The following is a 13,798-nucleotide window of genomic DNA, read 5'->3' on the forward strand; positions in this document are numbered from 1 at the left end:
GGACGGTCGCCACCGCGCGCCGACTCGGCCGGCCCTGCCGCTCGCCTGCCGCCGGGCGGCGTCGACGTCGACGAACACCGAGCATGTCCCGCGCGGAAAGGGGGCGCCGCCGGTCCGCTCACGGCAGCAACGCGCGCACGGTATCGATCGTGTCGGCCTGCTCGGGCGTCTTGTCCGGCCGGTAGCGGACGACCCGGGCGAAGCGCAGGGCGACGCCGCCGGGGTAGCGGGTGCTGGTCTGCACGCCGTCGAGGGCGATCTCCACCACCAGCTCCGGCCAGAGATACACGGTGTGCTGGTCGCGGGTGCGTTCATGGCGCGGGAATTCGGCGGTCTGCCAGTGCAGCAGGGCGTCGGTGAGGCCCTTGAAGGTCTTGCCGACCATCACCGGTTCGCCGGACGCCGGGTCGCGGGCACCGAGATGCAGATTCGACAGGTAGCCGGTGCGCCGGCCGTAGCCCCATTCCGCGCCGAGAACCAGCAGGTCGAGGGTGTGCGTCGGCTTGATCTTCAGCCAGGACCGGCCGCGCCGCCCCGCCGCGTACGGCGCGTCGAGGGATTTGATCATGACGCCTTCGTGGCCCGAGGCCAGCGCCCCGTCGAAGTACTCCGCCGCCGCCTCCGCATCGGGCCGGATGAGGGCGGGAATGCTGTGTTCCCCGGCCACTTTCGTGAGCGCCGCGCGCCGTTCGAGCAGCGGCTCGTCCAGCAGGTCGCGGCCATCGAGATGCAGGCAATCGAAGAAGTAGGGATGCAGCAGCAGCTCGCGGGTGGAAGTCGGCATCGGCCGTAGCTCCGTCGGGACAGTCGGCTCCGAGCCGGCCGGGTCGACCGAGCCACCCGAGCCGCCCGAGTCGGCGGGGTCGCCTGAACCGCCTGAGCTCCCTGAGCCGCCGGGGCTGCCTTCGCCGCCCGAGTCGCCGGGGCTGCCGGTACCGCCGGGGCTGCCCGAGCCGCCGGGGTCACGGGAACCGCCGGGCACGCCGGAGTCGCCGAATGCGCTGGATGGCGGCGGGACGGCGACGCCCTGCCCTGGATCAGCGGACGCGAACCGCGCCATCGTCTCCTGGAAGGGGCGCGGACGCCCGGTGTCGGTGAGGGCCAGCGTTTCACCGTCCAGGACCACGCTGGTGCAGTTCAGTCCCGCGACCAACTCGACCAGCTCGGGCACGTTGGCGGTGATATCGCGCAGGGTGCGGGTGAAGACCCACACCTGGTCGCCGTCGCGGTGTACCTGGATGCGGGCGCCGTCGAGTTTGTGTTCCACGCTGACGGCGCCGTCGAATTCGGCGAGGGCGTCGTCGAGCGCGGCGCCGGGGGAGGCGAGCATGGGCTGGATCGGGCGGCCCACCTCCAAGCGGAACTCGCGCAGCGCCGCTTCGCCGCCGGTCAGCGCGGCGATGGCAGTGACCGGCAGCTTCCCGGACAACATGTAGGCCCGGCGAACGAGCTCGAGCGGGACGTCGGCGGCGCGGGCCACCGCTTCGGTGACCACGGCGGTGAGTGCGCCCTGCCGCAGCTCACCGGTCAGCAGACGCAGCAGGAAGGCCTGCTCATCGGCGGTCGCGGTGCGCCACAGCTCGCTCAGCAGTTGTTTGCGCCGATTCGCCGAGCCGGGGCCGGAGGTGGCGGCCAGTTCGCCGAACAACTCGTCCACCCGGGCCGCGGTGAGGGTGGGAGTATCGGCGGCAGTCTCGCCGAGCCCGGTGAGGGTGCGCCAGCCGGTGCCGATGCGGCCCTGCCGCAATTCTCCCGACACCCAGGCGACGACGGCGGCGAGCTCGTCGGCCTGCGCCGCGCTCAGCAACTCGGCCAGCGCGGCGATCTTCGTTTTCCGCGAGCGGGTGGCGCGGACGGTCTCCGACGCTCGCACGACATCGGTGAACAGCACCAGACGACGGTAACCCGCCGCTGTGACATATTGCTCGAACCCACTGCTAATTCTGCTATTGGCAGGTTTGCGAAATCAGCCATAAGCTGGACGCATGGCCAAGACTTACGTCGGGGCGCGGCTTCGTCAGCTGCGGACCGAACGCGGGCTCAGCCAGGTCTCGCTCGCTCAACAACTGGAGATCTCGGCGAGCTATCTGAATCAGATCGAACACGACGTGCGTCCGCTCACCGTCCCGGTGCTGCTGCGGATCAACGAGGTGTTCGGCGTCGATGCCACCTTTTTCTCGTCGCAGGACGACACGCGGCTCATCGCCGAACTACAAGAAGTGGTGATGGACGCCGAGCTCGGTATCGAGGCCGACGCCAAGGAGATCGCCGAAATCGTCTCCGCGCATCCGAGTATGGCGCGCGCGCTGGTGAACATGCACAGCCGCTATCGGAATACCAGCGCTCAGCTGGCGGCCGCCACCGAGGATCGTTTCGCCGACGGCTCGGGTAGCGCGACGATCAGCAAACCGCACGAGGAAGTGCGCGACTATTTCTATCAGCGGCAGAACTACATCCACGAATTGGACACCGCCGCAGAGGAACTCGCCAATCGGATCCGGTTCCACGGCGGCGACGTGAACAGCGAGATCGCACGCATGCTGCGCGCGCACGGTGTACGTATCATCGAGCGGATCGACCTCGGTGAGGGCGTGCTGCACCGCTACGATCCGGACAGTCTCCGGCTCGAGATCGCACCGCACCTGTCCGGCGGCCAGCGCACCTTCAAACTCGCCGCCGAACTGGCCTATTTCGAATGCGGGCCACTGCTGGAAAGGCTCGTCGACGAGGGAAGTTTCGCCTCCGAGGACGCCAGGAAGCTGGCCATGCTCGGGTTGGCGAACTATTTCGCCGCGGCGACGGTGTTGCCGTACACGCATTTCCACGAAATCGCCGAGGATTTCCGCTACGACATCGAACGGCTGTCGGCGTTCTTCACCCAGAGCTACGAGACGATCTGTCACCGGCTCTCCACTTTGCAACGACCGGAATTGCGCGGCGTGCCGTTCTCGTTCGTCCGGGTGGACCGGGCCGGAAATATGTCGAAACGCCAGTCCGCCACCGGGTTTCACTTCTCCTCCAGCGGCGGCACCTGTCCGCTGTGGAATGTGTACGAGACCTTCGCCTATCCGGGCAAGATCATGACCCAGATCGCGCAGATGCCCGACGGCCGCAAGTACCTGTGGGTGGCGCGCACCGTCGAACGCCGTGCCACGGCCTACGGGCAGCCGAGCAAGACCTTCGCGATCGGGCTCGGCTGCGAGCTCCGCCATGCCGGACGGGTGGTCTACGCCGACGGCATCGATCTCGGCGAAGCCAAGGCCACCCCCATCGGCGCCGGCTGTCGCGTCTGCGAACGTGCCAACTGCCCGCAGCGCGCGTTTCCCCCGCTGGGCAAGGTGCTCGACATCAGCGAGCACCGCAGCTCGGTATCCCCGTACGTGCTCAAGTAGGCGTTCAGGCCCGCGGCTGTACGGCCTCGGCGATCTCGCGGCCGTCCGGATCGGCGGAGATCTGCTCGACCCGCACGGTGGGTGCGAGATGGCTGCGCAGCCGGCGGTCGATTTCGCCCGCGACCGGGATGACAACGGCCGCGGCCGAGGTGGCGACGGCGTCGGTGAGGATCGCAGGCCAGTCCGGCGCCTTCCTGGTCGACAGCGCCGCGATGACGGCGGCGGTGGCCGAATCGCCCGCCCCGGTCGGATTGCCCGCGAGCGGTTCGGGCAGCGCGGCCGTCCACGCGCCTTCGGCGGTGACCGCGACCATGCCCTCGGCGCCCCGCTTGGCCAGCACCGCGAGCACGCCGCCCGCGATCAGCGGCCGCACCGATTCGACGACCTCGGCGGGTGTCCGCGGATCGGAATCGGTGAGCCGTCGTAGCTCACCGCGGTTGGGGGTGAGTACCACCCCGGGTAGCCGCGCGGCCAGTCGCATCGCCTCACCGTCCAGATCGCAGATGGTCGGCACGCCGTGCTCCAGGGCGCTGCGCGCGATCTGGGCGGGTAGTTCCGGATCGATGCCGCCGGGTAGCGAACCGGCGATCACCAGCCCGGAGATATCGGGCAGCAGACCGGCCACGCGCACCGCGAGTTGTTCGGCCGCATGCGGATTGGTGATCCTCGCACCCGGCTCCCAGAGCGCGGTGGCCGTTCCGGAACCGGATTCGCTGATCACCACGGTTCTGCGCACCCAGGGCAGCGCGTGTACGAAATCGACCGGCAGTTCCAGTTCGGCCGCGGCGGCGAAGGCGTGGTCGGCGAAACCGGTGGCGCGGGCGTATTTGCCGAGCTGGTTGAGCACCCTGGTGACATTGATTCCCTTGCCCCCTATGCGCTGCTCGACCGATCGCACCCGATGCGCCCGACCCCGTTCGAGTTCTTCGACTCGGTAGGTCATGTCGTAGGCGGGATTCATTGTCACGGTGAGGATCACGACCTCAACTGTCCACGCCTACGCGGTGCGCGCAACCGCTGGGGTGCGATCGGTGCGGGTTTATCAGCCGTCCCGAAGTTTCGCGGCGGGCATTTGTGCGATCGCCTGAAATCGGCGGCAGCGGGTGGCCGCGCCCGCCGGCGCGGGTAGTGTCCGCCGCCGGGTAGACGGCGAACCGATCCGGCCTAGGGTGTGAGCGCGGGCGACGGTTGCTCATCGGCCCGATCCGACGCCGCGCGGCGCAGGGTGCGCACCCAGACCGTGAAGCCCCACGCCACGAATCCCGCGTACACCAGATACAGCACCGCCGACGGGTAGTACCCGGCTCGTACGAGCAGCGGGATGCCGACGATATCGACGCCGATCCAGATCAGCCAGAACTCCGCCCATCCGCGCGCCATCCCGTAGGTGGCCAGCACCGAGCCGGTGAAGATCCACGCCTCCGCCCAGGGGCCGTAGGAACCGATCCAGGCGAAGACCTGGGCGAAGCCGAGCGTGCCGACCGCCATGGCCGCGACCAGCAGCCAGCGTTCCCGTGCGCTCGCCCAGCGCGGATCGACCCCGCGGTGCTCGAGCCCGGTCTCGGCGCGCGCATAGCGATACCAACTCCACCAGCCGTAGGCGCTGACCGCGACGAACATCAGCTGACGGCCCGCCTGTCCGGCCATGTTCAACTGCTGCGGGGTATTGAACACCCCGCCGACGAACACCGTGAACAGCAGCGCATTGCCCGCGATGCCGATCGGCCACGCCCACACCCGCCGCCGCATACCGCCGAGCGCCGAGGCCATGCCGAAGCCGTTGCCGACGATCTCGCGCCACAGAATCTCCGAGCCGGCGATGTGGAGTTCGGCGTCGAGCAGGGCGAGGAACGGATTCACCCTGGGTGTAACCGGGCGCGGCCGTCATCTCATCCAACCGGGGGTGGTTCGGCTCGGGGTGAGCCGAACTCATCGTGGCTCAGATCGCGCGCTGGGCGAGTGTGCCGACCGATTGCCTGCGTTCGCCGGTGCGCCCGGCCGCGCGTCCGGCCCGAGCGGCCAGCAGTTCGGCGGCGATGGCGACGGCGGTTTCGGCCGGGGTGCGGGCGCCGATGCTCAGGCCGGCGGGGGAGTGCAGGCGCGCGAGCAGTGCGTCGTCGAAACCGCCCGCGCGCAGATCGTCCACGCGGCGGGCGTGCACCGAGGGTGAACCGAGTGCGGCCAGGTACCCGACCTCGGGCAGCCGCAACGCGACGGTGAGCAGTGGGATCTCGAATTTCGGATCCTGGGCGACCACGATGATGCCGGTGTCGGCGTCGATCTCACCGGCGGCCGAGAGCGTATTGAGGTATCGGTGCGGCCAGTCCACCACCACTTCGGCGCCGGGAAAAGATTCCGGGGTAGCGAAATTGGGCCGGGTATCGCAGATGGTGATTCGATAACCGAGCAGTTGCCCTTGGGTCGACAATGCCGCGGCGAAGGAATTGGCGCCGAAGATGATCAGCCGCGGCGGCGGGGCGAACGAGGAGACGAAGATATCGGACTGCGGCAGCGAGACCAGTTCGGTGTTGTGCCGTTTGTCGGTGATCAGGTGCTGGCCGATCACCTCCGGCTCCGGATTCCACACCACGGTGAAAACGGTGACCCGGCGATGCGCGGCGATTTCGGCGGCGACCGTCGGGAACTCCGGGAAGTGATCGCGCGAGAACGGCTCGGTGAATACGTCGATCACGCCGTCGTCGCGGCCGGGGTCGAGCGAATTGGTGACGCTGAGCCGGTGCATGCCGCGCTGTCCGGTGCGGGCCGAGGTCGCGGTGGCCTCATAGGCGGCCTCTTCGATGCCGCCGGCGGTGATCGAGCCGAAGACACCGCCGTCGGGGTCGACCAGCATGGCCGCGCCCACGGGTAGATCGGTCGCACCATTGGTGCGCACAATGGTCGCCAATCCGCCCGTCCGGCCCGAGTGCCACACCCGCAACAGGTCGTCGACGATGTCCCGCATCACACAACTCCGATCCACCCGTGCACCGGTCGCGCGGGCGTTCACCGGACGACGCCCGTCGCCGAATCCGGCGCACGTGACGCACACCATATCGTCCCGGGAGTACAAATAGGTGTGCCTGCCGCAATCTTGGGTAGCGCTCGTGTGAACGTCACGCCAAGGCTTGTGGCCGGTCACCAAGAAATGTCGCGCGGGCTGTGAAATGCGAGACATATCAACGGGTCAGCCGCCTGGTCACAGCGTTTTCAGACCATGCAAAGCGTTACGGTGCGCCCGATGAATTCAAGCCTGAATGAATGATCGGCCGAGAGTGGTATTCGCCACACTACGACCATCAGCGGGAAGTGGTTCGCGCCACAGTGCGGCGGGCGGCACCGGAAACGAATCGACGCCGCCCGCCGGTGCGGATCTCAGGAAAGCTCGACCCGGATCAAGACGGTCTCACCCGTGGCGTCATCGACGCCGTCGTTATCGGTGACGACATACAGCGCGCCGTTCCCGGCGATCGCCATCCCCTCCACCTTCTCCTGCACCCAGCCGTTGGTGGCCGACAGCTCCGGCAGCAGATCGTGCGCGCGGGTCTTGGGCAGCACCGTGGGCGCCGCGGCGCCCACGACACCCGGCGCACCGGGAATCGCGACCCGGTAGACGGCCTTCACCGCGGCGGCGGGACCGCTGAGCTTGTCCCGTTCGAGCAGCAGCAGCGAATCGCCGTCGACCGCGATCTCCGAGACGCCGATCCAATCGCCGTCGGTCGAGGTGGTGTCGAGTTGGTAGCCGTACCACTGCCATTCGCCCGACGCCGGTGCGTACCTGCCGATCCGCGTCAGGCCCTTCGGATCGGACTTCAGTTCGCGTTGCAACACCACCCAGACGGTTTCCTCGGCGCCCGAGCCCTGGACGGCCACGCCCTCCAGCCCGTACTTGCCGAGTCCTGCGCTGATCTCGCCGGGCAGAGCGATACGCCGTTCGACGACCCCGTTCCGGGTCACCTGAACCAGGGCGTTGCCCGGCCCGTCCGCGCCCTCCACCGCGAGATAGAAGCCACCGTCGGCGCGCGCGGCGAGGCCTTCGATATCCAGGCTCACCGGGGCGCCGTTCTCGGTGATCGGCAGCTCGGTATCGAGGACGGCGGGTTCGGTCGATACGTCGAGGCCGAGGATCCGGGACGGGCCGTACGCCGAGTCGGTGGCGGTGTAGAGGCGGTCGGCGGCGGCCGGATCGGCACTCAGCGCACCGAGCGCGCCCCAGCCGATCGGTGCGCCGTTCGCGCCGTCGGCGGAGACGACGGACGGGAACTGCGGCACACCCCTGCCGGCGAATTCGCCGCCGTAGCCGAAGATCGTCACCGCGCCGCGCAGGCCCTTGTCCGCATCGTCTTCCTCCGACGACACCGCGAGCAGATTGCGCGACGGGATCGGCAGGATCCCCTCCGGCCCCACATTCGTCGCGAGGATCTGCCGGAATCGTGGCGCGGCCGGGTCGGCGACGTCGTAGACCGCGACGAAGTTGCTGCGCTCGGAACCGACCAGCACGACCGGCTTTCCGTCCAGTTCGGTGACGGCGAGGCCCTCCGGTTCCGGTCCCTTCTTCTCCGCGCGGCCCTCGGCGTGCAGCCCGGTGCGCACGGTCAACTGCTCGAAGGTATTGCCCGCATCCCACACCACCTCGCCGGTGGCGGCGTCGAAGACGGTCCAGCCACGGCTGCCGCCCTTCCAATCACCTTCGTTGGCCACCGCGATGTGGCCGTCGCCGATCCAGCCGACGGCGTCGGGCTCGCGCGCGACATCGGTGATCGATCCGGACTGGTCGATGGCGCCGTCCTCGGTGGTGTCGATGCCCTCGACGCCGACCTTGCCCGCCGAGAACACCTTCCGGACGGTCGCGCTCGCGGCGTCGATGATGGCGATGCCGTTGTTCTCCTGCAGCGTCACCGCCACTTCGCCGCGCGAGTTCATGCTCACGTACTCGGGCTCCAGGTCCTGCGGTGTATCCAGACCGGCGTCGCGGGCGGCGTTCTCGTCGATGCGCACCGGCCGCGCCGACCACTGGTTCGGCTCGCCGGCCAGGTCGAGGATCTGCACGAAACCGGTGGGCGGCTGGGGAAGATCACCTTCCTCGCCGCCCTCGGGGGTGAACTTCTCGTCGCGCTGGTTCTCGATGGCGATGGCCGCGCGGGTGCCGTCTTTGCTCACCGCGATGGAGTCGGGCTGGCCGCCGAGATCGATGCTGTGCACCTTGGTGCGGTCGCTGATCCGGACGATATCCACCCGGCCCGAGGGATGCGCGAAATCGCCTCCGCTGCTGTCGATCACGACCAGCACGTAATCGCCTGCCACCGCCACCGAGGTGGGCTGATCGTCGGCATGGCCGAGCTGTTCGAGCGAGATCGAGCCCGCCCCTGCGGGCGCGGCCGGATCGCTGAGGTCGAGGAAGCCGATGCGCTTGCCCGGCGCGTCGGTGTAGATCAGCGTCTCGCCGTCCTCGGTGACCGCCGAGATCTCCGCGACGGTGCTGGCATCCGGCGCGGTGCCCGCGGGCAGATTGCGGAAGACCGGATAGGTGGCCAGCCGGTGGTAACTGGTCGCGGCGTCGCGTTGCCAGCCGTCTGCTGCGGGCGGGCCCGCGTCACCGTCATCGGTTCCGCAGGCGAGAACCGCCACCGAAACCGTTGCCACCGTGGCGATCAACCACGGCCGTCTCATCCTGGCCACCATCGGCCCCTTCCTGCTCGACACGCCTTCTCGCCGCGGCGAGAATTCCGGCGATCGTTACCCAGCCGAATGACGTCGTGGTGACCGGAGGATGAATGCTGCGCGGAGTTAGCCGGGCCGTGGATCCGGCCGGGTTCCGCGCCGCGTCAGGCGAACAGGTCGCGCACGAACGGCAGCGAGTCGGGCAGCGAATCGTTGACGGCGCCGTCGTGGCCGGTCGGATAGGTGTGCAGGGTGACCGGCTCGCCCGCGGCGGCAAGGGTCGCGGCGAAGTGCAGCGTCTGCGGGGTGATGACGTCGGTGTCGCGCAGGCCCTGGCCGAGGAACAGCGGCTTGTCGTAGCCGGATTCGGGCAGGCCCATGTAGCCGCGCAGCAGGCCGTGCAGGTTCGGAATCTGGTTGAGCGGGCGGGCGAACAGATCACCGACGACGACATTGTTCGCGCTCAGTTCGTCGCCGAAGGCCACGATGCAGGCCTGCCGGGCGCGCGCGAGCCAGGCGCGACCGGCATCGGTCAGGAAGGACTCGATGTCGAGCTCGGGATAGGTCGTGCGCAGGCCGTTGAGGATGTAGAGCACGTACGCGGTGGTGTGCGAGCTCAGCTCGATCGGCGGCATGCCCGGGCCGAGGGGCAGCAGGATGTCCTCGATGTAGGCGGGCACGCCGGTGCCGACCGCGCCGCGATAATCCAGTTCCCCGCCACCGAACTCGGTGGCGTAGCGCGCGGTGAACACCGCGGCGCCGCCGCCCTGTGACTGCCCGACCACCACCCACTTGTTCGACAGCGTGTCGAATCGGCGCGTCGCCGCCTTCACCGCGTCGACCACATTGTGGGCCTCGACCACGCCGTTCAGATACGGATGCTCACCGGGCCCGCCCAGACCTGCGTAGTCGGCGGCGACGATGGCGTAGCCCTGATCCAGCCAGGTACCCAGATAGGCCCAGTCCCGTTCCACCGCACCGGGCCCGGCGATGCTGTAGGCGCAGTCGTCACCGAGGCCGACGGTGCCGTGCGCCCACGCGATCACCGGCCAGCCGCCCTCGGGTGCCTGCCCCGGCGGGAAGTAGACCGCGGCGCTGGTCTGCATGGGGACATCGCCCGCGCCGGTGGACGAGTAGGTGATGCGGACCGAATTCACCGAGCCGGGCAGGGTCGCCGCCGGGGAGAGCGGCTGGATCGAGTCGACCACGCCGGTCTCGGCGGGCGCCGCGTGCGCGCTGGGCAGCAACAATGCCGCGGCGGCGCAGCTGGTCACGATGGCGGCGGTGATGCTGGTGGTCCGCATGGTGCTCCTGTCTGACGCACTGCGACTGTGCCTGCCGCACTGCGACTCGTCGCGTGAGCCGTCGATGTAACTGGACGCTCGTCCGGGAGACGACTGGTGTCGAGTCTGCCCGATCGGTCGCTCGCAATCCTGCCCGGCCCGCGTCGGTGCAGGTAGCGATTGGGCTGGCTCGGTCGCTCGGCGTCGCCGATCGCCCGCGGTCATCGGCGCAGGTTCCGGTTCCCATGTGGTTCGGCGTGCCGTGCCGTCGTGTCGCGGATGCGGCCGGATGATTCCGGCGAGTGGGACGAGTGGTCGCTCGGTAACCGGTCCGGGCGGCTTCGCGTGTCCGCGCGTGACGGGTCGCACAATGGCCCGGCCGCGAGCTCTGTGAGTGTGCTCACAACCCGGCGCGTCGGCCGCGCGGGGTGCCGCACCACCCTCTGATCCCAAACAGTACGAGCGTTACGCTAAAACCGCATGTCAGCGCTACTCGCGAGTAGATTTCACGCTTGCAATTAGCCCGCAAATTTCGCAGAGTTAGCAAACGACGGGTGAAACCTAGCTGAGATTCACAGTACCAACAGGTAGACGGCTATTTCTGGATGTGCCATCGTGTGGAAGTACACCCCTTGGGCCTAGCAAGCCTGCAAATTGCCGCTCCAGCAGTTCGAGCGAAACCTCCCTCAGCGGAGCACGAACGGTGCGGCACCGACCGAACGAGGAAGTGGAGTCACAGATGTCGACTGTCGGCACCCCGAAGACCGCTGCCGAAATCCAGCAGGATTGGGACACCAACCCCCGCTGGAAGGGCATCACCCGCAACTACACGGCCGAGCAGGTCGTCAAGCTGCAGGGCACCGTCGTCGAGGAGCACACGCTCGCTCGCCGCGGCTCGGAGATCCTCTGGGATCTCGTCAACAACGAGGACTACATCAACTCGCTCGGCGCCCTCACCGGTAACCAGGCCGTGCAGCAGGTCCGCGCCGGCCTGAAGGCCATCTACCTGTCCGGTTGGCAGGTCGCCGGTGACGCGAACCTGTCCGGCCACACCTACCCGGACCAGTCGCTGTACCCGGCCAACTCGGTGCCCCAGGTCGTGCGCCGCATCAACAACGCGCTGCTGCGCGCCGACGAGATCGCCAAGGTCGAGGGCGACACCTCGGTCGAGAACTGGCTGGCCCCGATCGTCGCCGACGGTGAGGCCGGTTTCGGTGGCGCGCTCAACGTCTACGAGCTCCAGAAGGCCATGATCGCGGCCGGCGTCGCCGGTTCGCACTGGGAAGACCAGCTCGCCTCGGAGAAGAAGTGCGGCCACCTCGGTGGCAAGGTGCTGATCCCGACCCAGCAGCACATCCGCACCCTGACCTCGGCTCGCCTGGCCGCCGACGTCGCCGGCGTGCCCACCGTGATCATCGCCCGCACCGACGCCGAGGCGGCCACCCTGATCACCTCCGACGTCGACGAGCGCGACCGTGAGTTCCTGGACGGCACCCGCACCTCCGAGGGCTTCTTCGGTGTGAAGAACGGCATCGAGCCCTGCATCGCGCGTGCCAAGGCCTACGCCCCGTACTCCGACCTGATCTGGATGGAGACCGGCGTGCCGGACCTCGAGGTCGCGAAGAAGTTCGCCGAGGCCGTCAAGGCGGAGTTCCCGGACCAGCTGCTGGCCTACAACTGCTCCCCGTCCTTCAACTGGAAGGCGCACCTGGACGACGCGACCATCGCGAAGTTCCAGAAGGAGCTCGGCGCGATGGGCTTCAAGTTCCAGTTCATCACCCTGGCCGGCTTCCACTCGCTCAACTACGGCATGTTCGACCTGGCCCACGGCTACGCTCGCGAGGGCATGACCGCCTTCGTCGACCTGCAGGAGCGCGAGTTCAAGGCTGCCGCCGAGCGTGGCTTCACCGCCATCAAGCACCAGCGTGAGGTCGGTGCCGGCTACTTCGACAGCATCGCCACCACCGTCGACCCCAACACCTCGACGGCCGCCCTGAAGGGCTCCACCGAAGAGGGTCAGTTCCACTGATCGGCGTCTGACGGCGTCACCCCCGGGTGGCGCCGTGAGGCCAACTCCATAGCGAGTCCTCTACCCCGGTAGGGGTGTACCGCCCTCCCGCCCGAACAGCCCCGGGCGGGAGGGCATCCCTATAACTTGATCAACTGAAGGTGCCGGTCACCACCGGGCGCCGACAACCCCGACAGCCAAGACCTACCCCAGGAGCTGGACGTGAGCAGCGAAAAGATTCAACGTGTCGGTGTCATCGGCGCCGGACAGATGGGTGCCGGAATCGCGGAGGTGTGTGCACGCGCGCACGTCGACGTGCTGGTCTACGAGCAGACCCGGGAGCTGGCCGCCGCCGGTCGCGCGCGCATCCTGCGCTCGCTGGATCGCGGCGTGAGCAGCGGCAAGATCACCGAACGCGAGCGCGAGCAGGCCGCCTGGCGCCTGCGTTTCACCTCCGACCTGGGCGATTTCGCCGATCGCCAGCTGGTCGTCGAGGCCGTGCTCGAGGACGAGAAGGTCAAGACCGCCATCTTCTCCGAGCTGGACAAGGTTGTCACCGATCCCGCCGCGGTGCTGGCCTCCAACACCTCCTCCATCCCGATCATGAAGATCGCCGTCGCCACCAACAACCCCGAGCGGGTCGTCGGCATGCACTTCTTCAACCCGGTGCCGGTGCTGCCGCTGGTCGAGCTGGTCACCACGCTGAAGACCAGCGATTCGGTGTCCGCGCGCGCCGAGGCCTTCGCCGGTGAGGTGCTGGGCAAGCAGGTCGTGCGTTCGGCCGACCGCTCCGGTTTCGTGGTCAACGCGCTGCTGGTGCCGTACCTGCTCTCGGCCATCCGCATGGTCGAGTCCGGCTTCGCCACCAAGGAAGACGTCGACAAGGCCATGGTGCTCGGCTGCGCCCACCCGATGGGCCCGCTGGCGCTGACCGACCTCGTCGGCCTCGACACCGTCAAGTCCATCGCCGACTCGATGTACGCCGAATTCAAGGAGCCGCTGTACTCGGCGCCGCCGCTGCTGATGCGCATGGTGGAGGCCGGACTGCTCGGCAAGAAGACCGGCGCGGGGTTCTACCAATACAACAGCAAGTAGCTGGCAGTTCCGCCTCGCAGTTCCGCCTCTCCGCGTATTTTGCGGGCGGCGGTGTGCCGATGGGGTTTGGGCATCCGTGCCGGCGGTTGGGTGCCGAACTAATTTTGGGCGTACCCGGCGAGTTACCCGGCCCGCACGAGATCAGTTGTCTCGTTGGGTCGGGTTCGTCGGATTGCCTGGCATGACGCCACCGGCGGCGAGCGTAGTGGCCCGATAGACGTACTTCGCCGGGTATCCGGTAGCTGCCGCCGCTGCCGGGCATAAGCTGCTCAACAGTCGGCCGTTGGATCGGTCGGCGCCGAGCGCAGCGTTCTGCGGCACCCATCTCCGCTGGTGGATGTCGCGCAGGTGATCGAAAGGGA

Annotated in this window: 9 protein-coding genes; 3 read left to right on the forward strand and 6 right to left on the reverse strand. The window is 68.3% G+C overall.

Translation table 11 applies throughout. The features are described 5' to 3' along the window. Positions 1–118: 118 nt before the first annotated feature. On the reverse strand, positions 119–1,891 hold the full coding sequence (locus tag AC5W7N_RS07325) for an ATP-dependent DNA ligase (RefSeq protein ID WP_324197360.1): 1,773 nt from the start codon (positions 1,889–1,891) through the stop codon (positions 119–121). A gap of 94 nt (positions 1,892–1,985) precedes the next feature. Between AC5W7N_RS07325 and ramB the strand changes: the two genes are divergently transcribed. Continuing rightward, entirely contained in the window at positions 1,986–3,392 is a 1,407-nt protein-coding gene (gene ramB, locus AC5W7N_RS07330; protein ID WP_163810335.1) for an acetate metabolism transcriptional regulator RamB, read from the forward strand. Between the two features lie 4 nt (positions 3,393–3,396). On the opposite strand, the gene AC5W7N_RS07335 is transcribed toward ramB, so the two are convergent. The 5 genes from AC5W7N_RS07335 to AC5W7N_RS07355 all read right to left on the reverse strand — a co-directional run bounded on the left by AC5W7N_RS07335 (position 3,397) and on the right by AC5W7N_RS07355 (position 10,354). After that, on the reverse strand, positions 3,397–4,371 hold the full coding sequence (locus tag AC5W7N_RS07335) for a hexose kinase (protein ID WP_163810333.1): 975 nt from the start codon (positions 4,369–4,371) through the stop codon (positions 3,397–3,399). Positions 4,372–4,556: 185 nt separating this feature from the next. Continuing rightward, positions 4,557–5,252 carry a nicotinamide mononucleotide transporter family protein gene (locus AC5W7N_RS07340; RefSeq protein WP_163810331.1) on the reverse strand — a complete coding sequence of 232 codons (696 nt, stop codon included), beginning with the start codon at positions 5,250–5,252 and terminating at the stop codon, positions 4,557–4,559. A gap of 79 nt (positions 5,253–5,331) precedes the next feature. After that, the gene (locus tag AC5W7N_RS07345) at positions 5,332–6,354 is read right to left on the reverse strand and encodes an XdhC family protein (RefSeq protein ID WP_163810329.1); all 1,023 of its coding nucleotides are present in this window, start codon (positions 6,352–6,354) and stop codon (positions 5,332–5,334) included. Between the two features lie 410 nt (positions 6,355–6,764). Next, a complete protein-coding gene (locus AC5W7N_RS07350) occupies positions 6,765–9,059 on the reverse strand; it encodes an esterase-like activity of phytase family protein (RefSeq protein ID WP_490724425.1) in 2,295 nt (764 codons plus the stop codon). Positions 9,060–9,214: 155 nt separating this feature from the next. Then, the gene (locus AC5W7N_RS07355) at positions 9,215–10,354 is read right to left on the reverse strand and encodes an alpha/beta hydrolase family protein (protein ID WP_195020145.1); all 1,140 of its coding nucleotides are present in this window, start codon (positions 10,352–10,354) and stop codon (positions 9,215–9,217) included. A 718-nt stretch (positions 10,355–11,072) separates the two neighbouring features. On the opposite strand from AC5W7N_RS07355, the gene aceA reads away from it, so the two are divergent. Further along, entirely contained in the window at positions 11,073–12,362 is a 1,290-nt protein-coding gene (gene aceA, locus AC5W7N_RS07360) for an isocitrate lyase (protein WP_163810323.1), read from the forward strand. 201 nt (positions 12,363–12,563) lie between these two features. After that, positions 12,564–13,436: a 3-hydroxybutyryl-CoA dehydrogenase gene (locus AC5W7N_RS07365; protein WP_163810321.1), complete on the forward strand. Its 873-nt coding sequence runs from the start codon at positions 12,564–12,566 to the stop codon at positions 13,434–13,436. Positions 13,437–13,798 lie beyond the last annotated feature (362 nt).

Source organism: Nocardia sp. CDC519, from assembly GCF_059509835.1.

What these genes read in the sequence shown, in the direction of transcription:
- ramB (WP_163810335.1), top strand. Translation starts at nt 1,986, where the DNA reads ATGGCCAAGACTTACGTCGGGGCGCGGCTTCGTCAGCTGCGGACCGAA.
- AC5W7N_RS07345 (WP_163810329.1), bottom strand. Translation starts at nt 6,354, where the DNA reads ATGCGGGACATCGTCGACGACCTGTTGCGGGTGTGGCACTCGGGCCGG.
- AC5W7N_RS07350 (WP_490724425.1), bottom strand. Translation starts at nt 9,059, where the DNA reads ATGAGACGGCCGTGGTTGATCGCCACGGTGGCAACGGTTTCGGTGGCG.
- aceA (WP_163810323.1), top strand. Translation starts at nt 11,073, where the DNA reads ATGTCGACTGTCGGCACCCCGAAGACCGCTGCCGAAATCCAGCAGGAT.
- AC5W7N_RS07355 (WP_195020145.1), bottom strand. Translation starts at nt 10,354, where the DNA reads ATGCGGACCACCAGCATCACCGCCGCCATCGTGACCAGCTGCGCCGCC.